The following is a 25,465-nucleotide window of genomic DNA, read 5'->3' as shown; positions in this document are numbered from 1 at the left end:
CAGTGTCGCCTGAGCGAGACGGTCGACCCGGTCGGCAAAACCCGTGCGAGGCCCGTCCTTGGGCTCAGCGACGGGGACCGGCGCTTCGACGGAGGCCCCGGCATCGCGATCGCCTGACGGTGTGACCGACAGGTTCGCCTCGTCGATCAACGCCCGGGCGCGATCCCCGACCTGTTGACGCTGCTGAGGCGACTCCCGGGCCTCCGCCCGGAGCGTCGACATGGTGAGTGACCAGGCCCGGTTGAGGCGCTGAGGATCGTCGAAGAGGCTCGTCTCCAAGGGCGGACCCGGGTCCACGTAACTGCTGGACGGCAACACCCAGACGGCGTCGTCGACGAGATACCGATCCTCGGGCTGGCCCTCGGATTTTGGTGTGTCGGGTGTCGCCACAGATCCTCCAGACTTTCTCATCATCGCCATGCGAAGTCGCCAGCACCCAGGTCTTCGCGCCTTATCAGGTCATTGAAGTGAACGAGCTTGAGCGCGAACCGGTAGCTGATATAGGTCAAGTTCAACGCCGAGACGATACAGAGAGTGATCCAACGCCAGTCAGTGATTCCAACGAAGGTCAGCGGGTCGGCGACGCTTCCCCCAACGATCGGCGCTGGTGCGCTCGGTGGCGGGGAGCTGAGATACAGCACAACCGCGATCACCGAGACCACCCCGCTGACGACGAGTGACAGACGCGCAAGCAGTGAGCCACCGACCAGCGCGTCCTTGTCCGATGAGAGACCGAACCACGAAGCTGCCACCGCCGGCAACGCGAGCATCAGGGCCGGCAGGCCTCCCACCTGGGTGCCCTGTGGGCTGTTCAAGAGGTTGCCAGCAACCGCGAGCAGGAGGGTTGTGGCCAGGGCGGTGATCGCCGCGCGGCCGCGGGCACCTGGCGGAGTCTCCTTAAAGGTGGTGATGAGTTGCAAGTCTCGCAGTTTCGGCGCCGCCCGGGAGTATCCCCGCATATAGACATGCACAAAGTTCTGCCCGCGCTTGCGACGAACTCGAAAATGATGGTCAGTGACCCGGTCGTCTTCGGTCGCACTTCTCGTCTGGTCGAGCTCGTGCGCGCAGAGGTGCCTTTTGTTGTCCGGCTTTTTACCGGACGCGTCCTCGTCGGCGGGGATTCCGATCGGCGCCCTACCGCGCCACTGGCGAGTCAGCAGCACCCGACAGTGCCGGCACTGCAGGTACTGCTTGATGACGTACTTGTTCGCCGGAGCGTTGACCCGCAAGTGGTAACTCTCGGCAGTGAGCGCCAGCTCCACCGGTATCGCCACCTTGTCAGGTTTGAGGCCGAGCCCGAGCCGGAGCAGCCCCCGCCAGCTCGTGGTCAGGGACGCCGGCACGAAGGTCCGCTCGTACTTGATCAGGAAGCGCCCGCTGGATGCGTCAACCGCGGAGACAACCGCGACGATCGGGTACGACCAACTGAGGGCCGCGACGTATTTGCGGACGCGTTCACGGCTGTCGTCGTCGGGAAATTTGATCTCCTCGAGAATGACGTCCAACCGTCCATGCACCTGCCCGGTATGCAGCGGCCCACGGGTCGCCACGATCTGAAGCATGGCCAGCTCGGCCGCGCGCACAGGCTCGTCCAGGGTCTTCGGCGGGGATGGCGCATCCTTCGCCGCGAAAATCTCCATCAGGATGAGCCGAAGCCCCGCCGCAGCCAGCTTGGTGGTCTCCTCGTAGGAGAGCGTTGGCAACGAGCTGCCGCCGGCCGATTGGAGCTGGAAGTTGTCCACCAGCTCGCCCTTGATCGGTTGCAGGATCGGGATGTAGAGAGCCCTTCCGCCCTCCTCGGCATCGGGCAGCGCAAACGAAATCGACACCTGCTGCCGCACCGCCCGCTCGTCTAGGTCGACGGTTTCCGCCAGTCGAGAGCGGGAGCGGGCCGGGTCGACGATGAGTTCCACGAACATCGTGATCGCCTTGCGGTCCTGCTCGCTGAGGCGCTCGGCCGCCGATGCTTGTAGGCGCTGCAACCACGGGACGTCGGGTTGTCCCGGGCGCTGCGCCACTGTCTTCTCCTCGCCCAGACGCTGCCGCAACCTTGAGAAGATCACCCCGCCGAGGATGAGGGCTGCCGTCAGACAGAGGGTTCGCGCCAAGCCCTCCAGCAGATTGCCGTTGCGGACGAACCATTCGCCGTACGCATCCAGGCGGTGCCGAAGCCAACCTGTGGCGCCTGCAGCGGTCACGAGAACGGCGGCCGCCCCGGCGAAGGCAAAGTTCATCATCATCTTTCGTACGGAGTGCGGCTCATGCATAACCATCACGCTCCCCGCATTGCGACAGCGATGAGTACCCGAGGGGGTACACGCTGCTACAGCACCCCGAACCCTGTCGAAGTCTCGACCAAATAGGACAGCTCGTGATGTTTGGGCAGGCATTCGTGTGACGCAGAACACCGTGACCTGCCGTTGTGGTTACGGATGCCAGACGTCGACAGATCTACACCGCTAATACTTGTTACCACACCGTGATGCAGCATCGCCGGAACGGACAACCCTGCCTGCCCGTGCCGTCAGGAACCGTACAGACATCGGCCCTGCTTAATCAATGGAATGGCAACAGCACTGCCATCCGACCGACTGGATGCTGACCAGAGGGCTGATACGGCCGGACGGCCCGCATAGGTCGGCTTCGGTCCACGATTGGCGACAGGGAGTCCCGGCCCGCTAGATCGGATCTAGCGGGCGCGTGTCGTCACCTCGCGCCTTCAGTGTGGAAGGGAGGTGGGCCATGGCACCGTTGCGGATCGCCGTGATCGTCGGCAGCACCCGGGAGGGACGGGTCGGCGACCGGCTGGCGCACTGGTTCGTCGAGCAGGCCGCGCGGCACGACGACCTGGCGGTGACGGTCGTTGACCTGACCGAGTACGACTTCCCGGCCGCCTACCCGGCCGAGCCGACCGCGTCCATCCGGGCGTTCGTCCGCGAGGTGGGCCGGGCGGACGCGTTCGTCGTGGTCACCCCCGAGTACAACCACAGCTTCCCGGCACCCTTGAAACAAGCCATCGACTACGCGTACGACGAGTGGCAGGCCAAAGCGGTCGGCTTCGTGTCGTACGGCTGCCGGTCCACCGGACTGCACGCGGTCGACCAACTACGTACCGTCTTCACCGCACTGCACGCGATGACGGTGCGCGACGTCGTCGGGATCGACCTGCTCGCCGGCGAGCCGACCGCCCAGTGCACCGACGAGCTGCAACGCGACGTCGGCGTCCTGCTCGACCAGCTGCGCTGGTGGGGTCTGGCGCTGCGCGACGGCCGGGCGGCTCGACCCTACGTCTCCTGAACACGCCCAACACGAAAGGTAAGGATCATGAGTAGACGCACCACCGGTCTGGCCATCGAGGCCCAGGGGCTCACCCGCTCGTTCGGGAACACCCGGGCGCTGGCCGGCATCGACCTCCAGGTGCCCGCCGGCACCGTCTACGGTCTGCTCGGCCCGAACGGCGCGGGCAAGACCACAGCGGTCCGGGTGCTCGCCACGTTGCTGCGGCCCGACGGCGGCTCGGCCCGGGTCTTCGGGCACGACGTGGTCACCGAGGCCGACAAGGTCCGTTCCCGGGTCAGCCTCACCGGCCAGTACGCCTCCGTCGACGAGGACCTGACCGGTACGGAGAACCTGGTGCTCCTCGCCCGCCTGCTCGGCCTGCGCAAGCCGGCCGCTCGGGAGCGCGCCGCGGCCCTGCTGGCCGCGTTCGGTCTGACCGAGGCGAGTGACCGCCAGGTGAAGAAGTACTCGGGCGGGATGCGGCGACGCATCGACATCGCCGCCAGCATCCTGAACACCCCGGATCTTCTCTTCCTCGACGAGCCGACGACCGGCCTCGACCCGCGCAGCCGCAACCAGGTGTGGGAGATCGTCCGGGCGGTGGTGTCGCACGGCACTACGGTGCTGCTGACCACCCAGTACCTCGACGAGGCCGACCAGCTCGCCGGGCGGATCGCGGTCGTCGACCACGGCCGGGTGATCGCGGAGGGCACCCCGGGTGAGTTGAAGTCGTCGATCGGCTCCGGCACCGTCCACCTGCGACTGCGAGACCCCGCTCAGCGCCCCGAGGCGGAGCGGGTGCTCCGGGAGGCACTCGACGTGCCGGTGCAGCTCGCCGCCGATCCGGTGGCGTTGACCGCCCGCGTCGGCGAGGCCGGCACCGACCTCGACGCCAGCGCCCAGGCCGCTCGCGTGCTCAGTGACCTGGCCCGCGCCGGCATCGTGGTCGACAACTTCTCTCTCGGCCAGCCGAGCCTGGACGAGGTCTTCCTGGCCCTGACCGATCACCCCGCCGTGCCGACCGACGAGCGCGACGACGAGCTGGAGGCAGCCCGATGAGCGACACCACGACCACCGCCGAACGGGCGCCGTCCGTCTACGTTCCGTCCGCCGAGGCGCTGGCTACCGTGCTCGCGCCCGGTGCCCGACCGCCCCGGCCGAGCGCGCTGGGCGCGTCGCTCACCTTCGGCTGGCGGGCCATGCTGAAGATCAAGCACGTGCCGGAGCAGCTCTTCGACGTGACCGCGTTCCCGATCATCATGGTGCTGATGTTCACGTACCTGTTCGGTGGCGCCCTCGCCGGCAGCCCGCGCGAATACCTGCAGTTCTTCCTGCCCGGCATCATGGTGACCAGCGTCGTCATGATCACCATGTACACCGGCGTCGGCCTCAACACCGACATCGAGAAGGGCATCTTCGACCGGTTCCGGACGCTGCCGGTCTGGCGCCCGGCCGCCCTGGTCGGCATGATCTTCGGCGACGTGCTGCGCTACATCCTCGCCGCTCTGGTGATCCTGGGCCTCGGGCTGGTGCTCGGGTTCCGCCCCGAAGGCGGGGTGCTCGGGGCTGCCGTCGGGATCGGCCTGCTGGTCATCTTCTCGTTCGCGTTCTCCTGGGTGTGGACGTTCTTCGGGCTGATCCTGCGCAGCGAGAAGTCGGTGATGGGGGTCAGCATGATGGTGCTGTTCCCGCTGACGTTCCTGAGCAACGTCTTCGTCGAGCCGAGCACCATGCCCGGCTGGCTTCAGGCGTTCGTGAAGGTCAACCCGGTGACGCAGTTGGTGGCCGCGATCCGGGGAGCGATGAGCGGCGAGTCGGACCCGTCGGCCACGATGTGGCTGCTGTTGTGGAGCGCCGGCTTCGTCCTGGTCTTCGGCACCCTGACCATGTACAAGTACAACCGCCGCTGACCCTGATTCGAGCGACGGGCGCCGCCACGGCTGTGGCGGCGCCCGTCGGCTGTTTGGTCGTCGATCAGACGACCGCCGGCACCTCGGCTCGTGTGATGCCGCGCAGGCGGCTCGCGTCCTGACTGGGAGGCGCGCCGAACTGGCGACGATATTCACGGCTGAACTGCGACGGGCTCTCGTAGCCGACTCGGCTGCCCACCCCGGTGACGTCGTTGGGGTGCGTGGCGAGCAGGAGCCGCGCCTCCTGCAGCCGGATCTGCTTCTGGAACTGGATCGGGCTCATCGCGGCCACCGCCTGGAAGTTGCGGTAGAACGCCGACACGCTCATCCCGGACAGCCGCGCCAGATCCTCCACCCGGAACGCCTCCGCGTAGTGGTCGCGGATCCACCGCACCGCGCGGGCGATGTGACTGAGGCTGCTGTCGGCCAGGCCGAGCTGCCGGACCGCGGCACCCTGCTCCCCGCTGAGCAACAGCCAGAGGATCTCCCTTTTGATCAGGGGCGCGAGCACCGTGACGTCCCGGGGCCGGTCCAGCAGCCGGAGCAGTCGGACCACCGCGTCGCCGAGCTCGTCGGGAGCGTCGCTGACCACCATGCCTGACGGTGCCCCGCCCGGCAGGGGCGGAAGGTCGCCCGGTGCCGCCTGCAACAGCAACTCCGCGACCGTGGCCGGGTGCAGCACCAGCCCGAACCCCAGAGCCGGCGTGTCAGCACTGGCCTGGGTGAAGCGGCCGGTGACCGGCAGATCCACCGACGCCACAAGGTACTGGCCCGCGCGGTACTCGTACACGCGGTCGCCCAGCGCCATCCGCTTCGCGCCCTGGGCGATGAGCGCCAGCACCGTGCCCGACATCGACGTGGTCGGGGCGGTCTGCTCATCGACCTTCGAGATGAGCACCCCGTCGATGGCGGTGCTCATGTCCGGCCGGGCGTGGCGGGCCAGCAACGCCCGCAGCTCATCGAGATACACGGCTCGATTGAAGCACATGGCCGATGCTCGTCAAAACGAGAGGATCAGGCAAGGACCAGAGAGCATTCCTATAACGTTTCCGCTGGTAGCGATGCTCTTATTGAAGTGTCAGTTTTCCGAGATCGCAGCAATAGTTCGCCGATTAGGAGTCACTTCGATGACCGTTCACCACGGATTCCAGGCCACCATGACCGCCCAGCCGGGAAAGGCGGACGAGCTGATCCACCTGTTGCTCGACGCGCCGTCCCTGCCCCACGACGACTGCCTCGTCTTCATGGTGTCCCGCTCGGCCTCGAACCCCGACGTCGTCCACGTCATCGAAGGCTGGACCAGCGCCGAGGCGCACAGCGCGTTCTTCGCCGGGGAGCAGGCGCAGACCCTGGTCGCGAAGCTTCAGCCGCTGCTGGCCGGCGACTCGACGTACAGCGACGCGGTGCCGGTTGGCGGCAAGGCGAGCTTCTGACCCGGCAACCCCTCACCGACCCCCGTAGAACCGAAAGGACTCCCATGAACCCCACCCGACCGGCCATCGACCCCGAGTTGCTCGCACCCCTGGCCGAGCTGCCGCCCATGCCGCCCCTCGGCCCCGAGGTGATCGAGCTGCTCCGCCACTTCCCCCAACCGCCGATCGAGACGCACCTGGACGGCCGCGTGGTCGAGCGGCGCGAGGTCACCGTTCCCGCGAGTGACGGCACCCCGATCCCGCTGTCGATCTTCAGCCCCACCGGCCTTGGGGCCGACGCGCCCTGCGTCTACTGGATCCACGGCGGCGGGATGATGTGGGGCGACCGCTTCTCGAACATCGACGTCCCACTGGAATGGCTCGACCGGTTCGGCGCCGTCGTGGTCACCGTTGACTACCGGCTGGCACCGGAGGCAACGGGTACGACCCTCGTCGACGACTGCTACCAGGGCCTGCTCTGGGTGGCCGAGAACGCCGCTGACCTCGGCATCGACCCGGCCCGCATCGTGGTGGCCGGTGCCAGCGCCGGAGGTGGCCTGGCCGCCGGTGTCACACTCATGGCTCGTGACCTCGGCACCCCGGCCATCGCCGCCCAGTTGCTGTCGTGCCCCATGCTCGACCACCGCAACGAGACCACCTCCAGCCATCAGTACACCGGCCCCGACGGCGTGTGGACCCGGGAGATGAACGAGTTCGGGTGGCGCAGCGTGCTCGGCGGGCACAGCGCCTCGGCGTACGTCTCACCGGCGCTGGCGGACGACCTCTCCGGCCTGCCGACCACCTACATCGACGCCGGCACCGCCGAGGTCTTCCGCGACGAGGACGTCAACTACGCCACCCGGATCTGGGCCGCCGGTGGCCAGGCCGAGTTGCATGTGTGGGCCGGCGGCTTCCACGGGTTCTCGGCGTTGTTCCCGCAGGTCCGCGTCTCGGACGCAGCCCGGCGCGCCCAGGCCGACTGGCTCGCCCGAGTCCTGGACCCCAGCCCTGATCTCAAGGATTGACCTGCACCCGCGGCCGGTGTCGACCACGCGTCGCGCCGGCCACGCGTTCAGAGCCGCCAGGGCAGCGGCGAGGGTGGCAGGTAACAGCACGTGCTGCCGGTCGAGACGCAGTCGCGCAGGTGGCCGGCGAGCGCTGGGTGCCGCTCGTCGAGTTTGCGCAGCGTGTCCCGGATTCGCGCGGTCACCGTCTTGCGGGCCCGCTCGGCCTCGTCGCCCAGGCGGCGGCTCCGCCCCGCCAGCCCCGCTGCGGCACGTAACTCGTCGAGCAGGGCACCCCGTTCGGCGTCCAGCTTGGACACCTTCCGGTCGTCGTCGCGAGCGGCGGCCCGGTCGATCTCCTCGTCGAGGCGTGCCAGGTGCCGCCGGTAGCGGGCCTTCGCCTCGTCATCGAGGACCGGATCACCACCCATCCGCCGGGCGACGACCAGCTCCGGCCCGGCCGCCGGGTCGAGCAGTTCGACAGCCGGTACGTCACTGCCCGGACGGCTGAGCAGCAGGTGCAGGTCATGCAGGCCCTTGGCGTCGGGCAGGTGCACCACGACACCGTCGTACGCGAGCTGCCAGACCGGCCCGTCGCGCCGAAACTCGTATCCCTCGATCGCTGGCGCGACCGCCGTGGCCTGGCCGGGCGCGGCTGCCGCGGCCGGCGCGACGGCCTGATCCGGCGCGACGGCCTGATCCGGCGCGACGGCCTGATCCGGCGCGACGACCTGGGGTGCGGTGGCGGTCTGCTCGGCCGCGTTGATGGGGGCCGGTTCGGCGATCCGGTGCAGCACCTGCGTCATACCGAGAGCGGCTGCCTGCTGGGCGGTGGTGGCGCGCAGCGCGGCCAGTGTCGCGGCGTCGCCCGGGTGGCCCCGGCCGGCGAGGGCGTTCACAAGGCTGGCGCGGGCGATGAGCGACCAGGCACGGGAGCCCAGCCGGTCGGCGGACGCACGGGCGGCCGTGAAGCCGGCGATGGCGTCGTCCCAGCGTTGCTGGGCGACGTCGATGAGTGCCAGCCAGTGGTCGACCGGGCCGCTGACGTCGCAGCCGAAGAGCGCCACCATCCACTCTCCCCGGTGCGGCGCGAGTGCGGCCCGTGCGGCGTCGCAGCGCTGCGGGTCGGCGGACGCGGCAGCGGCCTGCGCGCGTAACCGTAGCCAGATCGGCGACACCGGGCGCGGGTAGCGAATGGCAGCGGCCTCGATGCCGGCGGTCAGCCGAACCGCCGTCTCGCCGTCGCCCCGCTCCGCGGCGGTGATCGCCCGCAGCAACTCCTGGTAGGGGTAGTCGATCGGGGCCAGCGCGTCCAGCAGGGTGTCGGCCTCGGTGAACCGACCTTGGAGCAACAGCCGGGACCAGCGCAGGTGATGGCCCATGAACCCGAATTCAGCGTGGCTCGGGTCGGAGAAGTCGCTGAGGATGGCGAACCGCTCGTCGGCCTCGGTGAAGTCACCCCGGAAAGCCGCGATGATCCCGCTGTCGATGGTCGCCGCTATGCGGTGCCGGCTGGCGTCGCCGCCCCTGTCGGCGTTGACGAAGGTGGCCAACTCCTCGTTGAAGTGCGGGTCGCCCAACTCAAGTAGCGCCACCCAGCGCAGCGAGGTGGCCCACAGCTCGGTTTCCCGGTCTCCCGTACGACGGGCCACATCCCGGATCTCGGCGGTCAGCGCGGCGCGGGCCGCCGCGGTGCCCAACCCCCAGGTGGTGTCGTGGCGGGCCCAGAGGCTGAACGTCAGCGCCTCGTCGTCCTGCCCTCGACGGGCGATCGTCTCGGTGGCGGTGATCAGGTCGGCGACCAGCGCGCCGACCGAGGCGTCCGGGGCCGGTTCGCCGATCAGTTTTCGGTAGGCGTCGCGCACCAACTCCGCCGCGTCGATCGAGTGAACGGTCTCCACCTGACGGGCCCGGTTCACGATCAGGGCGACACGGGCCAGCAACACCGGGTCATCGAGCGTGCGAGCCAGCGCCCCGGCCTCGGCGAGCAGTGCGGCGGACTCCTCCCGGCCGGCGTGGTGATATTGCCCCTCACCGAATTCGACGAGGATCCGGACGCGTTGCTCCCGGTCCTCGACGACCTCCAGCGCCCGACGGAAGTGCACCGCCGCCTCGTCGGCGGCGAGCCGGACGAACGCGTCCCGCCCGGCCGCGACCAGCAGCGTGGCCACCCGGGCGCGGTCGAGTGCGGGGCCCGCGAGGTAGGCGTGGCGGGCGAGGTCGGCCGGGACCAGCCGATCGGTGAGCTCCCGCAGGTCGTCGACCGCCCGGACGACCGCGCCGTGGCGCGCCTGCCGCTCGTCGTGGGACAGCCCGTCGTAGAGGGTCTCCCGGACCAGGTCGTGGGCGAAGGCGAACCGGCCGCCGCCCCGGGCCACCACCAGTCGGGCGGTCACCGCACGGTCGAGCAGCCGGTCGACCTGCGCCACCGGGGCGGCACCGCAGGCCGCCAGGACCTGGCGGTGGAACTCACGGCCCAGCACGGCCGCGACGGTGAGCGCCTCGACCACGGACGGCGGCAACTGGGCCAGGCGGCGGCGCACCGCTTCCCGTACGCCGGGGGCGATCGTGCCGGCCGCGTCGTCGGCGTGCCACAGCCGGGCCGTCTGCTCGATGAAGAACGGGTTGCCGCCGGTGCGCCGGTGCACCTCGTCGACGAGGTCGGCGTCGGGTGCCCGCCCGGCGGTGCGGGCCATCAGCGCGGCCACCTCGTCGCGGGAGAGGCCGGTGAGAGTGATCGTGGTGGCCTTCGCGAGCAGCGGCATCAGCAAAGGGCGCAGCGGGTGCTCGCCCGACTCGACCTCGGCGTCGCGGTAGGTGCCGACCAGCAGCAACCGCTCGAACCAGGTGTGCTGGGCGGCGAAGCTCAGCAGCCGCAGCGAGGCCGGGTCGGCCCAGTGCAGATCGTCGAGGACGACCACGACCGGCCGTTGCTGGGAGACCGAGACCAGCGCGGCGGTCACCGCGTCGTACAGCGCGAACTCTTCCTGGTTGGTGCTGTCCCCACCGGTGCCGACGCTGTCCGCACCGGTGCCGACGCCGGCCCAACTGCTGAGCCGTTCGGCCTGCTGCTTGCTGGTGTCGGTCTCGCCGAGCAGGGCCGCGAGGGCCGGCTCGGCATCCGGCCGTGCCACCGCCCAGTCGTCGGCGGAGCGCCGCAGCCCGCGCAGCACCTGCACCCAGGGCCAGTAGCCGGGGGCGCTGTCGGAATCCCAGCAGGCGGCGCCGAGCACCAGCGCGCCGCGCTGCCGGGCCTCCCGGGCCGCCGACGTGACGAGGGTCGTCTTGCCGATGCCCGGCTCGCCGGTGACCAGGGCGAGACCGCCGTGGCTGGTGGTGGCGCGATCCAACTCGGCGCGGAGCAGACCCGCGGGGTGATCCCGCCCGATGATGGCGTCGCCGAGCGCGTCCATGGTTTCCAGACGGTACTGGAACCGTCCGACAGCGCGAGCGAGTTAGCCGGCCGAACGCCTCGCGGGGTCTCGCCGATCCAGACGGGTTCGGAGCCTTTGGAGCTGATGTCGCCAACGAGTCAGCCCCATCGCTCCCTATGCTTCCCTATTCGGGTATTGTAGGGAGCGATGACGGAAGAAATATACTCAGTTGAGCAGGTGGCCGACCGGCTCAATCTGCATGTGCGCACCGTGCGCGGCTACATCCGCTCGGGCCGGCTGCGCGCGGTGCGGATCGGCAAGCAGTACCGGATCGCCGCCAGCGATCTCGACGCGCTCACCGGACAGGCCCCGACCGCGCCCAGCGTCGCCAGGCAGGCGGAGGTGTCGAGCATCGTCCAGATCGACGGTGTCGACAGAGCCGCCGCCGACCGGCTCGGGACGCTCGTGCTCGCCAGCGCCAACACCGGCCACGACCAGGCCAACCCGCTGCGGGTGCAGACGGTGCACGACGAGGAACGCCGTCGTTTGAAGATCATCATCCTGGGTGACCCGGCCGCCACCGCCGAGTTGCTGCACCTGCTCGACGCCGTGCTCAACGCCGACAACGGCCTGCTCGACCGGGAGGTCCACGATGCCTGACGAGATCCAGGAACACGCCGGAGTGCCGGTGCTGGTCTGCGACCCGGCGGGGCCGCCGGTGGCCACCGAGCAGGACGCGCTGGACCTGATCGGGGCGGCGTTCCTCGGCGCCCAGGTGGTCGCCGTGCCGGCAAACCGACTCGACGAACGCTTCTTCTCGCTGGGCACCCGCTTCGCCGGCGACGTGATGCAGAAGTTCGTCAACTACCGGGTGCGGCTGGCAGTCATCGGCGACATCTCGGCGCAGCTCGCGGAGAGCTCCGCCTTGCGCGCGCTGGTGCACGAGTCGAACCAGGGTGGGCAGATCTGGTTCGTCCCCGACCTCGACGCGCTCGACACCCGCCTCCGCGCCGCCCGATAGCCACCTCACCGGTCGGGCACGACCGCCATCTCCACCGCGTCCGGCTCTACTCCCCTGATCCGAGCCTGCTCGGCCGCCCACCGCAGATAGGCCAGCCATTCCTCGGACGACCACCCGTTGCGCCGGCCGACACCCGCCTCGGCGGGGAGTTGGCCGGCCACGACCCGGTCGAGGATCAGGGGCTGCACGCCGCCCACCCCCCGCCGGTAGCCGACGAAGTAGAGGACTTTCGTGCACAGGCCCGGCCCCAACCAGGGCAGGCGAGCGTGGTCCGGGTCGCGGAAGCGGCGGTACGCCGTGCGCAGCGCGTCCTCGTCGGGCGCTGGCGTGGACACCTCTTCCAGCGCGTACGCCAGGCGTTTGCCGTGCGGATCGGCGTCGAGCGACCTGGCGGCGCGCCACGGGCCGTACCCGATGGGTCCGTAAGCCCAGACCAGCGCGGCCGTCAGTAGTTGCCGTGGGCTCGCGGACCCCGCCCGGTACGCGTCGGCCACCGCGAAGACGTCGCGCCGCCAGAGCTCGCCGGTCGCCGGCAGCGTGTCGGGCCACGCATCCGGTGGTAGCCCAGCCCGCCACCTGTCCATGTTGAACCTGACCGGGGCCCGCTCCCCCGGCAACACCACACCTTCGGTCGTCTGCATGGTCGCCTCCCACAGATCGCGCGCTCGCGGAACTCCGTGGTTCGGACGCTATGGTCGGGCGCTTCCACCTGCCGCCCGCCGACGGCAAATCGCGGTATCGATTGCAGGTGCGCCTGTCTTGCGGGCAGCCAGCATCCGGCGGGGTCGAGAACGTCGCACGGTTGACCTACGGTGCTCCCGTGCTTCCCCGAAACGCGAAAATCATCGATCAGGTCCGTGCCGAGGCGCTGCGCCGCGGCATCCCCGCCGCCGACGTGGAGCGCTGGCTGGGGCTCGCCCGCCCCTCCGCCCTCCTGACACAGGGGGGTGACGGACCGGTCGTGGGCGTTATCCGCGGACCCGTGATGCTTCCGGCCGACGCCGAGGACCCCGAGTACCCCCTGATCGCCACGATCGACTGCGCCGCTCTTCCGGCAGACGTGACCGACCTTCCACTACCGTCCGACGGCCAACTGCTGCTGTTCGGCTGGCCCGAGGAAAGCGGCTGGGGCGAGGTCAGATATGTGCCGGCAGACGTGGCGGTCCAGGAGCGAGCGCAGTATCCGCCCGACTTCCCTCCGGACGACGACGAGTACGCGGAGGTCTATTACGAGATCCCGCAGGGCGATCTGCACCTCACCGTCGACATCTCTCTGCCCTACGTCAAGACGATCCCGGGGCCCCCGTGGTCTCCGCCGCTGCCGGGAGATCCCCCGTTCGAAGAGATGACCAAGGTGTGGCAGGACGTCCTGGGCAAAGTGCCGGACGGCATGTTCTGCGCCGGGGGCCCGACGCCGCTGCTGTTGGGCGGCTACGGCACTGACTGCAACGGTTTCAACCCCGCGTGGTTGGGCGCCAACCCCTCGGGCCGGTCCGGCCACGACGGGTCGGTGCGAGGGGTTGGCGGGCCACCCGACCATGGTGACTGGGTTCTGCTGGCCGAGTTCCACGGCGGCAGACAGGGCGGCGCGAGCATCCACTGGGTGATCCAGCGTGCCGACCTGAAGGAACGACGCTTCGACCAGGCCCGCGTCCTCGTCTACTGGAACCCGTGAGGCCGGACGAGCACGGACGGCACGGCCTGTCGGGGCCGACCGACTGCCGGTAGCGACGCGGTGGCCACCCCGAGCGCCGGGGTGGCCACCGCCGGACGACCTGCCGGTTACGCGGTGGCGCAGATGGCGTACGCAGTGTCGGACCAGTTGCCGGCGAAAGCGGCTCCAGAGGCTGTGCGGCCGATGTCAGTCGGGATGGGCGGCGGGCGTGCCGGTCCGCAGCAGGTTCGCGAGGTCGTCCATCGCCGCCTGGAAGTCGGTGCGGTCGGCGGCGTGGAACCGCCGGAAGAACCAGTCCGGGACGCGCGCCTGCCCCTGCCTACTGTGGAAGATCAAGTCCTGGGTCTGCCGGGCGAGGGTCAGCAACTCCGCCTCGGTCGCCGGGTCGGCGTCGTGCCGGGCGGCGGCGGCGACCTGCTGCTGGAGGAGCGTGAGGGCCCGGTCCCGTTCGGCGGCCACCCCGCGCTGACCCCGGTAGATCTCCAAACCGAGCAGCAGCACGCCGAGCGACGGCACGAACCACTGCGTCAGCAGTGCCGAGACGGTCAGGTCGGCGGTCACCGCGAAGACGACCCCCACCGTCGCCCAGAGCGCCACGCCGGCGAGCACGGTGTACGCGTACCGTCGGCGCACCCGGGCACCCCACCCGAGGTTCTGCTGCTGGCAGGCGAGCACGTCGTACGGGCGGGGCAGGTCGGGGACCTCGTAGTAGTCCCGGAGGTACTGCTCGTCGCCCCGGTAGGCGCGGTCGAGGCGGCTGACCTCCGGCGGGCCGATCGGGTCGCCGGCCGCGACCGCGTTCCAGGGCAGCCGGAAGAGTCGTACGTCGAACATCTCCTGGAGCACGGCGGCCCGGCGGAGCTGCCCGGTCGACCAGGAGCCGAGCCCGATCGCGTTGACCACCGCCCAGAGGGCGCCCACGGCGGTGACGGCGTTGGCGGACACGCCGGTGAAGGCGACCACCGCCCCGGCGACGCCAATGGCGACGGAGAGCGCCATTCGGAGGTTGTCGAGGCGTTGGGCCCTGCGGTGGCAGACCGACATCGCGTGCAGCAACGCCATCATTTCGGGTCGGCGCTGCCGCTGGAGCAGGGTCTCCGTGCGCTCTGTCACCTCAACCTCCCGTTCCGTGACGATCGTATATCCATTCATCGACATGTCACGGACTGCATTTTTCCGGGAGCGTTAAGTGACTCTTTATTACCTTTAGGTAGGGTGCGGGATCCGCTGCGAATTAATGCCGCGTTCGCCCGAAAATTGAGGTAGCTTGACCTTCGCGTTTACCCGCGCACCCCTCACTCGGACGTGCCACCCCTGCCCGTCCGCGTCCACTTTCACCACTCGTGGAAGGTCCAACGGCGGACATGGGCGACGGTCTCGTTGACGAGTTCGAACGGTACGTAGCGGATGTGACAGTCACGGCCGCGCTGCGGGAGTGGGCGGCTGGGCGCGACGCCGTCGTTCGGCCCCCGTGCCATCCCGGCCGACGACGGGGGCACAGCGAGGCCGAGCTGATCCCGGTGATCGCCGAGCGGCGTGACGGCCGGAACGCCGAGCAGCTGTACGTCAAGGTGCTGCCCACCGCGCAGGCGGCCGAGGAGGCCGCCCGGCACGCCAGGGCTGTCACTCTCGATCCCGGCTTCGCGGAGCGCCACCTGGTCGGTCAGCCGTACCCGCCGTACCCGGTCGGAGACGGCCGGTACCTGATGTTCCAGGACATCGCGCACGGCGCCGAGCAGCTCGTTCCACTGGCCGAGGTCCGCGACGACCAGCGCAAGGACGCCTACAAGGCCCTGCTCGACGGGGTGTGGAACCACTGGTACCGCCAGGGTCGGCGAACCAGCCGCACCAGCGTCGGCCGATTCGTACGCCGGGAGCTGACCGACGCCGGGGCCCGGGACGAGCTGCCCGAAGCCATGAATTCGCTCGGCCTCGGCGACGTCCAGGGCGACTGGCTGCATGACACAGCGACCGGGGCGGTGCTGCCGCACCCACTGCGATTCGCCGAGACCGGTTCGCTCTTCGCCGACGACCAGCTCGACCAGCTCTGTGGGGCGTCACACGGCGACCTGCACGAACGCAACGTCCTCTATGCCTGCTCCCGGGCCGGCCAGGTGCACGTCAAGAAGTTCTGCCTGGTGGACACGGACCGGTTCGCCGTGGACGCGCCGCTCACCCGCGACCAGGCCACCCTGCTCCTGGACGCCGTCCGCCCGGACGTGGCGAACAGCCCCCGCGGCGTCGACACCGACGCCCTTCGCACCCTGCTGATCGACCCGGAGGAACGCCCTTCGGACCGGCTGTCCGCGCGACAGGTCAAGGCGATCAAAGCCAGCTACTCGGTCGGGTTGGTGGTGGCCAGGACGGGCAACTGGGGGGTGAGCTGGCGGGCGCAGTACCTGCTCTCCCTGCTGAGTCAGGCGCTGATCAGCTGCACCTACGAGGACGCCGGTCGCGCTGGGCGGGCCTGGTACTTCCAGCTGGCCGCCTACGCGGCACACGCCTATCAGCGTGAGTTCCGCCCCGATGTCGTCCCGCCGACGGCGGCCGGCCTGCCGACCCTGCCGCAGGCCGACCCGCTTCCGCAGCTCGCGTTTCCGGGCAACGACCAGTCGGCCCGGTTCAACGCGGTGGGACCGCAACCGAGCCAGCAGAACCGGGGTGCACCGCTGGACCGGCCGCCCTTCGAGCAGACGCCTCGCGCGCTGGACGCAGAGGCGGCGGCGCGGCATCGGGGCCCGGTGCCGATCTCCCAGCGGCAGACCTCGGCCGGCTGGTACGCGCTGCCCCACCGATCGGTGACCTCGCCCATCGGCCGCAGTAGTGCGTCGGGGTGGCCCTCGGCGCGGGACGGAGGGCGACACGTGAATCGGCCGGTCCTACGGCAGACCGGCTCTGCCCGGACCACCAGAGTTCCACGGCCTCGCCGCCCAGCGGTCGAGGAGGTGGTCCGGGTCCCGACCGCCACCAGCCGGTTCAGCCGGCTGCCACCGAAGGCGCGGGCGGTCCTGGCGATCCTGCTCGGTGGGGTGTCCCTGACACCGCTGGTGATGATCGGGGCCACCACGATCAGAGGGCGCGACGAGGCCCGGGTCGTACCGACGACCGAGGCGACACCTGGCACCCAGCCGTCGACGGGCAGCACCCCGACGGTCGTCGGCAGGTCGGGCCGCCTCACCGATCTCGCGCTGGCCGTCGCGGGCATCGCGCCGACCGCCGCTGCCGGGGCGTACACCGTCTCCTGTCTTCGGGTCTGGGCACCGGCGGACCTCGCGCCCGGGATCGATCGGAACAGCTACCGGGACGAGACGCTGTGGTGGACCGCGGAGCTGTCCGGCCGCCGGGTCGTCACCCCGGTGACCCGCGGACGCCGGTCGGGCGCGCCGGCGACGTTCCGCTATCTCCCGGGTGACCTGTCCGAGATTCCGCCAGCGCCGTCGGTGGACCCGCAGGAGCTGCGGCAACAGCTGGCTGCGCAGCTGGGCGAGCTACCGCCGGAAATGCGCACGGCGGCCGGGATGCTGACCGTGGTCAGCCGCATCTTCCGCTACCACCTGTTGAGCCCGGGTCAGGTCTCGGCGCTGCTGTTCGAGCTGGCGGCGACGCCGGGCATGCAGGACCGGGGCGCGTACCCGGATTGGGACGGCCGTTCCGGCCTGGCTTTCAGCGCCGACGACACGCAGGGCCGTCGGGAGACGTTGCAGTTCAACCCGCTCACCGGCGAGTTGCTCAGCCACCAGACGACCACGGTGGCCGATGAACAGATCCTCGACTATGTGCTGTTCCTGCCGAAGCGACGGACCGACCGGACCATCGCGCCCGACTGCGCCTGAGACGATCACGCCGCGCGGGTCATCGGCAGCGACGGTCCACGTAGTTCGGCCAGTTCCGGTAGGGGGACGCGTCGCTGCGGACCCGGTTGCCCGCCCCGATGTCGAAGAGCCGGGTGTCGTAGTAGTAGAACGACACCGTGCCACTGCCAAGGTTGTAGTGCGCCGACTCGACCCGGAACTGCCAGTGCCAGGTGGCGAGGCTCTGCCGGCCGCAGTCGGAGAGCCGGCCCCGGGGGTAGCCGTAGTTGGGCCACTCGTAGAAGCAGTACCAGCCCGAGGGACAGTCGGCGGCGGCGAGCGTCCCGATCGGTCGCCGCAGGGTCACGATGAGCGCCCCGCCGTCGTAGCTGATCTCGTTGTCGTTGAGCGCCTTCCCACCCGGGTGGGTTGACAGATAATCCGCTATTTCCTGACTTTCAACGGCTCCAGCATCGGCCGGACCGGGTGCCGGAAAGACGATCAAAAGCCAGCAGAGTACGGCCGCGAACACGGCAGGAACCGGACGTGGAATGACCATTCGACACCTCGCGATGTGGGCGCGCAGGGACGGACGGGCGGCAGCACCGGCCAGGTCAGCTGGGCGGCGTGCGCGGAGAACCGATGGATACGCCGCCTGGTCAGCGTATTGAGAAGGATTGATTGATCGCCAGGCGAAATCTGTGCAGAATTTTGACAATGCGCAATTCCGGCGCACCCCGGCCAGCACGTGGGACATTGCATTGACCACGATGCATGACGGTTACGATTCGGTCATGCCTGCTCGCCGCGTCACCGCCACCATCGCCCTCGCCGCGCTGGCGAGCCTGCTCGCCGTCAACACCGCCCGCGCCGACGGGCCGGCGATCAGCACCCCGGGCACCCCCACGGTGGTGGTCAACGAACCACATCAGCTCACGCTCAGCTGGGCGCCCTCCGCCTGGGTCGAGCCCGGTGCGGAGCAGCCGATCAACTACGAGGTGCAGGTGCCGCTGGGCCCGAACACGTACCGCTTCCTCGGCTCCACCACCGACACCACGATCACGCTGACCGACCTCGCACCCGGCACGACGTACCGGATCGCTATTGCCGCCCGCGCGCTCGGCGGCTACTCGGACACCTCGCCCGCCACCACAGTGCGGACCGCCAGCGGACGTGCCACGGTGAGCTACCTCAACCTCGACTGGTCAGCGACGAACAACCAGATCCAGCACCTCCTGAAGGTCACCAACACCGGCACCGGGCCGCTCGACCTGAGCACTGTGCAGGTGCGCTACCACCTGCGTTTCGAGGGCGGCAACACCTCGCTGGTGCCGAACTGCGACTGGGCCGCGCTGGGTTGTGACCGGGTCCGGCAGACCGTGCAGTTCTTCGGTCCGCCGGGCGGGCCGCCCGGTGGGATCACGACGCCAGCGCCGCCGTACCCGGCCCCGGGAACGCCGGTCCCCGGCTGGGTGGAGCTGACCTTCACCGACGGCACGCTCGCGCCGGGCCAGTCGACCGGGCCGATCCAGCTACGGCACCACCGGCACAGTTGGAGCACCATCGACGAACGCGACGACCCGAGCTGGCTCGCCGCCACCGGCCAGTGGACCGAGAACGACCGGATCACGCTGGACGTCGACGGGGTACGCGAGTTCGGCGACACCATCAGTTGACCCAACAGCACCGCCGCCTCGGACGGTCGAACGCCTCAGCCCTTGGCTTGACCGGTCACCTTACGATCCGCTCATGCGGCGTGAGGAGATAGACGGAGTTACTGTCATCCAACGCAATGTGCCTGGCGCCCTGGCCGCGTCGTTGACCTTTGGGTGCGGAGCCCGCGACGAAGAGATCGACTCCATCGGCCTGACTCATCTCGTCCAGCACCTGGTGGACTGGACGGAGGATCACGTCGCGGAGAATCACCAGGACAACATTTGGATGAACGACACGTCGTTCCTCGCAGGTGGCCCACCTGATCAGGTCGTGAGGCATTTCGCCACCATCTGCTCGGCTATCAGTAATCTTCCACCGGAGGATCTGTCCGACGCTGTCGCGGGCCTCGATGCGGACAGCCGGTACGTCTCGAACATCGACGAAGGTCTGCGCGACCCGTGGGGAGCGCTGCTGTCGCGGCGTTTCGGGCCGAGCGGATTCGGCCTGTCGCGCTGGCCCGCAGTGGACTACAAGCTCTTCACGGCGGACGAGATCCGACGGTACGTCGAGAGGTCCTTCACCAGCGGCAACGCGGTCCTCACCGTGACGGGCGAACCGCCGCAGGCGATGCGACTCCCATTGCCCGCCGGCCCGCGAGTCACCCGCAGCACGCCACTCGTCAACAACCAAATGGGGCCGATCTGGTACGCCGACGAGGTCCGTGGTGTCGCGCTGATGGTCGGTGTCGAACCCAGCGCGGAAGCGGTCCTTCTGATGTGGGCACTGCGGTCGCGAGTCGCTGAGGCAGTAGACGATGCCGGGGTGGCCAGTGGTGCGGAATTCATGTGCGAGGTCGTCGACAGTACGCGGCACGAGCTCGGGTTGAGGGTCACGCCAGACTTCGGCAGGAAGGGCAAGAATTTCGACGCCACCGTCGCGGCGGAGCTGCTCTGGGCCGAGCTGCAACGGCTTGTCGCCGATGGGATTGATCGAGTGGAGATCGCTGACCGGGTGCCAACGCAGCGCATGGCCATGGAGGGCGACATCGAATGGATGCAGTCGATCAGCGACCTTCAATCCTTGACCCACCAGGAGCTGCTCGGCACGGCTGAGATCTACAGCTCGGAATCACTCAGCGAGCTGACTGGGCTTACTCCGGAAGCGACGCGGGACATCGTGTCCGGCTGGCTCTCCAGCGCCATGATCGTCGTACCGTACGGGTCGAAACCCAACCTTCCTCGCGCCACCGAGGATTCCTGCCGGACCACCCGTTTCATGCCAGCAGGTGAGGTCGTCAGGCCGCCGTTCTCCAAGCGGTTCCACAACAAGGGCAAGCTGGTCATCGGCATCGACGCGATTTCTACGGTGGACGGTGACGGGAACGTGCACACCGTCCCGCTGTCCCAGGCACTCGTGGTCGAGCGGTTTGGCGTCATCCGGCTCGCCCACCTCGGCCACGGCTGCGTCACCACGATCTCGGACTTCGCTGACGCTGCCGAAAAACTCCGGGCCGTCCTGCCGCCGCGGCGTTTTCGCCAGGCCGTCAGGCAGCTCAGTTCCAGCTGGTAACCGAACGTCGAGGGTCATGAGCGGCGTGCATGCGCGGGCCGGACAGAGTTCGTCCGGTAGGCACACCATCAGCAGGTGAAGCCGCTGGGCAGGTGGATGCGCGCGGCGGGGATGCCGAGGGCGGGCAGCCGTGACCGCGCGCCAGTCAGCATCGCGGGCGGGCCGCAGAGGTAGATGTCCTGGCCGGGCTGGTGGTGGCCGCGGGCGATGGTCAGGGCATCGCCCTGCTCGGCCGACTCCGCGCAGGGGTCGTCGGAGAGGGCCGGCACGATGGTCAGCCAGTCGTGGGCGCACTGCAACTTGTCGAGGGTGATCGAGTCGTACAGGTCGGTGAAGGTGCGCGCACCGACGATCAGCGTCACGTGCCGGCCGTCCGGTGCGGCGGCGACCTGCTCGACCAGGGCGCGCAGCGGCGCCAGGCCGGTGCCACCGGCGACGAGCAGCAGGTCGCTGGTGCTCGCCGGGTCGAGGCTCAGGCCGGTGTCGACGGGTGGGCCGAGCCAGAGCAGTTCGCCGGGGCGTACCTCATGGACCAGGCGGTGGGAGACGGTGCCGGCGGGCACGGCGCGGACGTGCAGCTCGACGGTGCCGTCCGCCCGTGGGGCGTTGGCGGGTGAGAGCCAGCGCCAATGTCCGGGCAGGCGCGGCGTGCAGACCGGCACGGCCTGACCTGGCTGGAAGGGCAGGCGCCGCCAGGGACGTACCGTCAGGATGGCGATGTCGGGCGACGGCCGATCGTGGCCGATCACCTCGACGTGCCACCAGGCCCGGCCGTCGCCGGCCTGCGCGGCGGCGCGGTGGATGGCGTGCGTGGCGCGGCACAGGGCGCGCTCGGCGGCGATGGTGAGCTGCGGCGTCCACAGCGGGCGCGCGTGGCGGGCCACGGTGGCGAGCAACCCGTCGCCGATGGTGGTGGCGTGCGGAAGCAGGTCGAAATGACGGTACGCGTGGCCGAGCACCCGGAGCAGCGCCGCCCGGCTCGCCGGGTCGTCGCCGCCGACCAGGAGGCGGCCCAGCGCGGTGAAGAAGAGCGACGCGTCGCGGTGTGGGAGCAGCCCAGCTCGGCGGTCTTCGACTGTGCACCAGAAGTCTGCGGCGGCCCGTATGTCGACCGAGTCCCAGGCGGCGGCCAGGCCCACGCGGGCCGGGGGGTCGTCGTCGATCACGGTGGGCATGCCGGCTCCAAGTCGTTGAGTCATGGGCTGGCACCGGGGCGGGCGGGGAGGAGCTGCGCCGTTGAGGGCCGGCGCAACTCCGGGACAAGGCACCCGCCCCGGGCCATGCGTCGACTGTCGCTGCTGACCAGGCACAACGGCATGTCGTGGTGATCATGGGTGGCATGCGCGATCGGTATGCGCTCGACGTCGCGACTGTCGAATCGGGCAGACTGCGGGCATGACGGAACGCCCGGTGCTCTATCTGGTCGTCTGCGCCGCGGGTCCGGCGGAACACATCGACGAGCTGGTCGACCTCCTTACCGCCGACGGGTGGCGGGTCTGCATGATCGTGAGCCCGACCGCCGCGACGTGGCTCGACCGTCAGGCGTTGCAAGACAAGACCGGCTATCTGGTACGCGTGGAGTGGCGGATGCCCGGCGACCCGGAGCCGCACCCGCCGGCCGATGTGGTGGTGGCCGCGCCGGTCACGTTCAACACGGTCACGAAGTGGGCGTTGGGCATCAACGACACGCTGGCGCTGGGCGTCCTCAACGAGTCGCTGGGGGCGGGGTTGCCGATCATCGCGTTTCCGCACACCAAGGCGGAGTTGGCCGCGCATCCGGCGTACGCAGGTCACCTGGCGGTGTTGCGCGCTGCCGGCGTGGTCGTGGCGGACGGGAAGCCGCTGGAGTCGGTGAACGGGCCGGGGCGTTGGAACGTGGTCATCGAGGCGCTGCGGGCGGCGCGCACGTCCTGAGTAGTTGTAGTCCGCTCGCTTTTCGGCGGTCCTTTGACGATATGCGTCGCGCGTATACCAGTGCTCCACGCAGCGTGTTCAATGGATACGCTCGATGATGCTGGATGGACGGAGCCGCCGGTGACCCACGCGAACTGCCCTCGGTGCGGCGGACGGCTCGCCCGGGACAACGACAGCGGACGGTGTACGCCGTGCCAGGCCGCCGAGCGAGACCGGTTGAGCGCGCCACCGGTGGTGCCGGCGAGCTTCTGGGAGCACGAGCCGGTGCGTCTGGCGCTGGCCGAGCGGCATCTGGGGCGGGCGATCAGGGCGTACCGGTGCCATCCGTACCACGGGCGGGTCGCCTTGCCGCAGAGCGTGGTGGCGGGGTGGTTGGGGATCACGCAGGCGCAGCTCAGTCGGGTGGAGAACGGCCCGCCGCTGGTGCACCTGGACCGACTGGCGCACTGGGCACAGCTGCTGCGGGTACCCACAGAACACCTTTGGTTCCGCCTTCCTGGTCAGTCTTGCTGGACCGATACGAGCCTCATCCCAAACGGCACCGACCGCGCATATGGTGAGGATCTGCCAGCCGAGCAGGGCGGGCGGGCCGCCGCGGCGGTTAGCGTGGAGGAGGCATCAAGCCAAGGGGGTGGCGCTACGGACCGCCGACGATTCAACGTACTGGCCGCGCTCACGGGACTCGCTGCTAGCGGTCACACGTACCTGCTCGCGGGGCCCGCCGAGGTGCCCAGGACAATCGGCATGGAGCAGGTGCAGCTCGCGAGCTCCTTGGTTGATGACCTCCGGCGGGCAGACGCCGTAGCCGGTGCCGACCTCCTCTGCGACGTCGCCATCCAAGTGCACACCAGGCTGTCGGCTTGGGCGGCGCGGGCCAGCTACAGCAGAGAGGTCGGCGACGCGCTCCAAAGCGCCCTGGCCGACCTTTCCATCGAGGCGGCCTGGCTGGCCATCGACGCCGAACGCCGGTCTGAGGCGAGGCCGTACCTCAATGAGGCGATAGCCCGTGCCCGAATCGCGGATGACCCACGAGTGGAAGTCCGGGCCCTGACGCACCTGTCCCTACTGATCCGCGAGAGCCAACCTGGCGAGTCGTTGCACTGCGCCGAAGCCGCTCTACGGGTCTCCGCCGGTTGGGCCACACCTCGACTCACCACGTTGCTGCACCTGCGCAGGGCGCACGCTTACGCCGTGCTCAGGGATGCCAGTGGATTCAGTCGCGAGATGACCAAGGCGCGCCGGGAGTTGGACCGGGGCACTCACGAGGATGACCAGGGTTTCGTCCACTTCGTGAACGCCCAAGAGCTGAACGGGATCGAAGGGCTCTCCTACCTTGCCCTCGACGGACCCGAACGCGCTGTCCAGTCGTTGCGCGCGATCACTGCCAACCCCTCGCCTGGTCACCGACGCAACCAGGTCTACTACACGGTGCGGCTCTCCGAGGCCGTGTACCAGCAGGGCGACGTCAACGAGGCGGCACGTATCGCTCTGGACGTCCTACCCGCCGTGCGCCAGATCAACTCGAAGCGGGTAAGTCAGCATCTCGCGCACGTGCGCGGGAGCTTGGCGGCGCCGCGGCAAGCGACCACGACAACCCGTCAGTTCGTCGATGCCTATGACCGGGCGGTGAGTGTGTGATCGAAGGCCTGCAACTTCGCCATCACAGCGCCAACGAGGCTAAGGAAATCCTCGATCAGCTCGTGGGCCTCTACCTGGAGGTCTACGCGGGTGGCGGCGAGTTCTACAGCGAGGACCGCTACCGGCGTCAGCTTGATCTGCATATGCAGCGAGTTGGATGGGAATTGGCTACCGCATCGGTCGATGAGGCCCTGGTCGGCTACATCTATGGCTTTCCGCTACCTCCGCAGACACGGTGGTGGGAGGGCATCCATGAGCCCGTCCCGCCCGGGTTCACCGAGGAGGACGGGAAACGCACCTTTGCGATCAGCGAGCTGCTGGTACACCGTGCCTGGCGACGTAGGGGCATTGCGGCGGCGCTGCACGACGAGCTTGTCGCGGGCCGGGCTGAACCGCGATCCACGCTCTTGGTCCGTCCCGACAATGCTGCCGCCCAGATGGCGTACCGCTCCTGGGGCTGGAACAAGGTCACCAAGCTGCGCCCCAACTGGGAAACCGCACCAACCTTCGATGTCATGGTCCGCACCGCCCCGATTTGCCCTCGTCCTTTTAGCTAGCCGTGGAGCCACCGGGTTTGACGCTCGATCCGAGCCAAGGAACATCGACGATAGATGCAGAGAACCCTCCGCCCTGACTAGCAGACTGGCCGCACGGACGTCGAGAGCCACAGCACAATCGGTTGTCAAGGCATCGGTTCCGTCAGGCTTAAACACCGATATATTCATCTGCCGATGAACCGACGCGCGGAATTCCTCGCCTAGTCAGGGCAACGCCTCAACGCCACGACCGATTAGATTGCGTGGATGACGGATCTTGAGCGGGGCGTTTACGAGCACCTCATCACTCGCGAGCTGGCCAACCAGCTCCAGCACGTCGACCCCGCCCTGATCCAGCACCACAAGCTCGACCCCGCCGACGCGCACACCACCCTCGCCCGGCACATCGCCACCTTGGCCGCCCGAGCCCTTCACTCCGTCCCCAGCGGCGACGACAAGCTCCACCACCAGATCGCAATGGCGAACCAGATCGCCGAAGCCATCGCCACCCTGAGCCCCAAGGCAGCCACCGAACAGGACCAGGTCACCGACGCCAAGCACCTGCTCCACGCCATCGCCGCCCCACCAACCCCACCCGCGGAGCCCACCCTGTCCCTTATACACATCTCCGAGCCCACGAGACGCGTAGTAAACTCGTATGCCGCCTTCTGCTTGAAAAAAAAAAA

21 protein-coding genes and 1 pseudogene are annotated in these 25,465 nt (G+C 69.2%); 15 read left to right on the top strand and 7 right to left on the bottom strand.

Annotation, left to right across the window (positions count from 1 at the left end):
- Nucleotides 1-410: 410 nt before the first annotated feature.
- Nucleotides 411-2,240, bottom strand: a complete 1,830-nt coding sequence (locus tag DLJ58_RS17680; RefSeq protein WP_158629606.1) for a hypothetical protein — start codon at nucleotides 2,238-2,240, stop codon at nucleotides 411-413.
- Nucleotides 2,241-2,742: 502 nt separating this feature from the next.
- Here DLJ58_RS17680 and DLJ58_RS17675 point away from each other — a divergent pair.
- Genes DLJ58_RS17675 through DLJ58_RS17665 form a run of 3 tightly spaced genes read left to right on the top strand, consistent with a single transcriptional unit; the run spans nucleotide 2,743 to nucleotide 5,189 of the window.
- On the top strand, nucleotides 2,743-3,297 hold the full coding sequence (locus DLJ58_RS17675; protein ID WP_124857796.1) for an NADPH-dependent FMN reductase: 555 nt from the start codon (nucleotides 2,743-2,745) through the stop codon (nucleotides 3,295-3,297).
- A gap of 27 nt (nucleotides 3,298-3,324) precedes the next feature.
- Entirely contained in the window at nucleotides 3,325-4,338 is a 1,014-nt protein-coding gene (locus DLJ58_RS17670) for an ATP-binding cassette domain-containing protein (RefSeq protein WP_124857794.1), read from the top strand.
- Complete coding sequence (locus DLJ58_RS17665) at nucleotides 4,335-5,189, top strand: ABC transporter permease (protein WP_124857792.1); 855 nt, start codon at nucleotides 4,335-4,337, stop codon at nucleotides 5,187-5,189. The genes DLJ58_RS17670 and DLJ58_RS17665 overlap by 4 nt, the downstream gene beginning before the upstream one ends.
- A 64-nt stretch (nucleotides 5,190-5,253) precedes the next feature.
- On the opposite strand, the gene DLJ58_RS17660 is transcribed toward DLJ58_RS17665, so the two are convergent.
- Entirely contained in the window at nucleotides 5,254-6,159 is a 906-nt protein-coding gene (locus DLJ58_RS17660) for an AraC family transcriptional regulator (protein WP_124857790.1), read from the bottom strand.
- Nucleotides 6,160-6,316: 157 nt separating this feature from the next.
- Here DLJ58_RS17660 and DLJ58_RS17655 point away from each other — a divergent pair, with 157 nt between their 5' ends.
- Nucleotides 6,317-6,622, top strand: a complete 306-nt coding sequence (locus tag DLJ58_RS17655; RefSeq protein WP_124857788.1) for a putative quinol monooxygenase — start codon at nucleotides 6,317-6,319, stop codon at nucleotides 6,620-6,622.
- Nucleotides 6,623-6,666: 44 nt separating this feature from the next.
- Nucleotides 6,667-7,626 carry an alpha/beta hydrolase gene (locus tag DLJ58_RS17650; RefSeq protein WP_124857786.1) on the top strand — a complete coding sequence of 320 codons (960 nt, stop codon included), beginning with the start codon at nucleotides 6,667-6,669 and terminating at the stop codon, nucleotides 7,624-7,626.
- Nucleotides 7,627-7,673: 47 nt separating this feature from the next.
- Here DLJ58_RS17650 and DLJ58_RS17645 read toward each other — a convergent pair whose 3' ends face one another.
- Nucleotides 7,674-11,018, bottom strand: a complete 3,345-nt coding sequence (locus tag DLJ58_RS17645; RefSeq protein ID WP_124857784.1) for an ATP-binding protein — start codon at nucleotides 11,016-11,018, stop codon at nucleotides 7,674-7,676.
- Nucleotides 11,019-11,186: 168 nt separating this feature from the next.
- Between DLJ58_RS17645 and DLJ58_RS17640 the strand changes: the two genes are divergently transcribed.
- Nucleotides 11,187-11,639, top strand: a complete 453-nt coding sequence (locus tag DLJ58_RS17640) for a helix-turn-helix domain-containing protein (RefSeq protein ID WP_124857782.1) — start codon at nucleotides 11,187-11,189, stop codon at nucleotides 11,637-11,639.
- Nucleotides 11,632-12,000 carry a DUF4180 domain-containing protein gene (locus DLJ58_RS17635; protein WP_124857780.1) on the top strand — a complete coding sequence of 123 codons (369 nt, stop codon included), beginning with the start codon at nucleotides 11,632-11,634 and terminating at the stop codon, nucleotides 11,998-12,000. Before DLJ58_RS17640 ends, DLJ58_RS17635 begins: the two co-directional genes overlap by 8 nt.
- A gap of 5 nt (nucleotides 12,001-12,005) precedes the next feature.
- Here the strand turns inward: DLJ58_RS17635 and DLJ58_RS17630 are convergent, their stop codons facing one another.
- Nucleotides 12,006-12,641 (bottom strand): 8-oxoguanine DNA glycosylase OGG fold protein, encoded by a 636-nt coding sequence (locus DLJ58_RS17630; RefSeq protein ID WP_124857778.1) that lies wholly within the window; start codon nucleotides 12,639-12,641, stop codon nucleotides 12,006-12,008.
- A 50-nt stretch (nucleotides 12,642-12,691) separates the two neighbouring features.
- On the opposite strand from DLJ58_RS17630, the gene DLJ58_RS17625 reads away from it, so the two are divergent.
- Nucleotides 12,692-13,675, top strand: coding sequence for a YwqG family protein (locus DLJ58_RS17625; protein WP_124857776.1), 984 nt, complete (start codon nucleotides 12,692-12,694; stop codon nucleotides 13,673-13,675).
- Between the two features lie 186 nt (nucleotides 13,676-13,861).
- Here the strand turns inward: DLJ58_RS17625 and DLJ58_RS17620 are convergent, their stop codons facing one another.
- On the bottom strand, nucleotides 13,862-14,788 hold the full coding sequence (locus tag DLJ58_RS17620; RefSeq protein WP_124857774.1) for an S-4TM family putative pore-forming effector: 927 nt from the start codon (nucleotides 14,786-14,788) through the stop codon (nucleotides 13,862-13,864).
- A 251-nt stretch (nucleotides 14,789-15,039) separates the two neighbouring features.
- On the opposite strand from DLJ58_RS17620, the gene DLJ58_RS17615 reads away from it, so the two are divergent.
- On the top strand, nucleotides 15,040-17,508 hold the full coding sequence (locus tag DLJ58_RS17615) for a hypothetical protein (RefSeq protein WP_124857772.1): 2,469 nt from the start codon (nucleotides 15,040-15,042) through the stop codon (nucleotides 17,506-17,508).
- Nucleotides 17,509-17,527: 19 nt separating this feature from the next.
- Here the strand turns inward: DLJ58_RS17615 and DLJ58_RS17610 are convergent, their stop codons facing one another.
- Nucleotides 17,528-18,025 carry a peptidase inhibitor family I36 protein gene (locus tag DLJ58_RS17610; RefSeq protein ID WP_158629605.1) on the bottom strand — a complete coding sequence of 166 codons (498 nt, stop codon included), beginning with the start codon at nucleotides 18,023-18,025 and terminating at the stop codon, nucleotides 17,528-17,530.
- A 235-nt stretch (nucleotides 18,026-18,260) separates the two neighbouring features.
- Here DLJ58_RS17610 and DLJ58_RS17605 point away from each other — a divergent pair, with 235 nt between their 5' ends.
- Together DLJ58_RS17605 and DLJ58_RS17600 are read left to right on the top strand one after the other, a co-directional pair.
- On the top strand, nucleotides 18,261-19,142 hold the full coding sequence (locus DLJ58_RS17605; RefSeq protein WP_124857768.1) for a cellulose binding domain-containing protein: 882 nt from the start codon (nucleotides 18,261-18,263) through the stop codon (nucleotides 19,140-19,142).
- 73 nt (nucleotides 19,143-19,215) lie between these two features.
- Nucleotides 19,216-20,691 (top strand): peptidase M16 family protein, encoded by a 1,476-nt coding sequence (locus DLJ58_RS17600; protein WP_124857766.1) that lies wholly within the window; start codon nucleotides 19,216-19,218, stop codon nucleotides 20,689-20,691.
- Nucleotides 20,692-20,759: 68 nt separating this feature from the next.
- On the opposite strand, the gene DLJ58_RS17595 is transcribed toward DLJ58_RS17600, so the two are convergent.
- Nucleotides 20,760-21,866, bottom strand: coding sequence for an FAD-binding oxidoreductase (locus DLJ58_RS17595; protein ID WP_244218991.1), 1,107 nt, complete (start codon nucleotides 21,864-21,866; stop codon nucleotides 20,760-20,762).
- 220 nt (nucleotides 21,867-22,086) lie between these two features.
- Between DLJ58_RS17595 and DLJ58_RS17590 the strand changes: the two genes are divergently transcribed.
- The 4 genes and pseudogenes from DLJ58_RS17590 to DLJ58_RS34270 all read left to right on the top strand — a co-directional run.
- On the top strand, nucleotides 22,087-22,605 hold the full coding sequence (locus DLJ58_RS17590; protein ID WP_124857764.1) for a flavoprotein: 519 nt from the start codon (nucleotides 22,087-22,089) through the stop codon (nucleotides 22,603-22,605).
- 216 nt (nucleotides 22,606-22,821) lie between these two features.
- On the top strand, nucleotides 22,822-24,243 hold the full coding sequence (locus tag DLJ58_RS34605; RefSeq protein ID WP_244218990.1) for a helix-turn-helix domain-containing protein: 1,422 nt from the start codon (nucleotides 22,822-22,824) through the stop codon (nucleotides 24,241-24,243).
- On the top strand, nucleotides 24,240-24,800 hold the full coding sequence (locus DLJ58_RS17580) for a GNAT family N-acetyltransferase (RefSeq protein ID WP_124857762.1): 561 nt from the start codon (nucleotides 24,240-24,242) through the stop codon (nucleotides 24,798-24,800). Before DLJ58_RS34605 ends, DLJ58_RS17580 begins: the two co-directional genes overlap by 4 nt.
- A gap of 246 nt (nucleotides 24,801-25,046) precedes the next feature.
- Nucleotides 25,047-25,465 (top strand): annotated as a pseudogene (locus DLJ58_RS34270) (hypothetical protein); the annotation flags it as partial.

It is taken from the genome of Micromonospora arida, assembly GCF_003857035.1.
GTDB classification, from domain to species: domain Bacteria; phylum Actinomycetota; class Actinomycetes; order Mycobacteriales; family Micromonosporaceae; genus Micromonospora; species Micromonospora arida.
This window is presented reverse-complemented; position numbering and strand designations above follow the sequence as displayed.

What these genes read in the sequence shown, in the direction of transcription:
- DLJ58_RS17590 (WP_124857764.1), top strand. Translation starts at nt 22,087, where the DNA reads ATGACGGAACGCCCGGTGCTCTATCTGGTCGTCTGCGCCGCGGGTCCG.
- DLJ58_RS17635 (WP_124857780.1), top strand. Translation starts at nt 11,632, where the DNA reads ATGCCTGACGAGATCCAGGAACACGCCGGAGTGCCGGTGCTGGTCTGC.
- DLJ58_RS17615 (WP_124857772.1), top strand. Translation starts at nt 15,040, where the DNA reads ATGGGCGACGGTCTCGTTGACGAGTTCGAACGGTACGTAGCGGATGTG.
- DLJ58_RS17595 (WP_244218991.1), bottom strand. Translation starts at nt 21,866, where the DNA reads ATGCCCACCGTGATCGACGACGACCCCCCGGCCCGCGTGGGCCTGGCC.
- DLJ58_RS17645 (WP_124857784.1), bottom strand. Translation starts at nt 11,018, where the DNA reads ATGGACGCGCTCGGCGACGCCATCATCGGGCGGGATCACCCCGCGGGT.
- DLJ58_RS17640 (WP_124857782.1), top strand. Translation starts at nt 11,187, where the DNA reads ATGACGGAAGAAATATACTCAGTTGAGCAGGTGGCCGACCGGCTCAAT.
- DLJ58_RS17670 (WP_124857794.1), top strand. Translation starts at nt 3,325, where the DNA reads ATGAGTAGACGCACCACCGGTCTGGCCATCGAGGCCCAGGGGCTCACC.
- DLJ58_RS17630 (WP_124857778.1), bottom strand. Translation starts at nt 12,641, where the DNA reads ATGCAGACGACCGAAGGTGTGGTGTTGCCGGGGGAGCGGGCCCCGGTC.
- DLJ58_RS17600 (WP_124857766.1), top strand. Translation starts at nt 19,216, where the DNA reads ATGCGGCGTGAGGAGATAGACGGAGTTACTGTCATCCAACGCAATGTG.
- DLJ58_RS17610 (WP_158629605.1), bottom strand. Translation starts at nt 18,025, where the DNA reads ATGGTCATTCCACGTCCGGTTCCTGCCGTGTTCGCGGCCGTACTCTGC.
- DLJ58_RS17625 (WP_124857776.1), top strand. Translation starts at nt 12,692, where the DNA reads ATGGTCGGGCGCTTCCACCTGCCGCCCGCCGACGGCAAATCGCGGTAT.
- DLJ58_RS17680 (WP_158629606.1), bottom strand. Translation starts at nt 2,240, where the DNA reads ATGATGATGAACTTTGCCTTCGCCGGGGCGGCCGCCGTTCTCGTGACC.
- DLJ58_RS17665 (WP_124857792.1), top strand. Translation starts at nt 4,335, where the DNA reads ATGAGCGACACCACGACCACCGCCGAACGGGCGCCGTCCGTCTACGTT.
- DLJ58_RS17655 (WP_124857788.1), top strand. Translation starts at nt 6,317, where the DNA reads ATGACCGTTCACCACGGATTCCAGGCCACCATGACCGCCCAGCCGGGA.
- DLJ58_RS17605 (WP_124857768.1), top strand. Translation starts at nt 18,261, where the DNA reads ATGCCTGCTCGCCGCGTCACCGCCACCATCGCCCTCGCCGCGCTGGCG.
- DLJ58_RS17650 (WP_124857786.1), top strand. Translation starts at nt 6,667, where the DNA reads ATGAACCCCACCCGACCGGCCATCGACCCCGAGTTGCTCGCACCCCTG.
- DLJ58_RS17675 (WP_124857796.1), top strand. Translation starts at nt 2,743, where the DNA reads ATGGCACCGTTGCGGATCGCCGTGATCGTCGGCAGCACCCGGGAGGGA.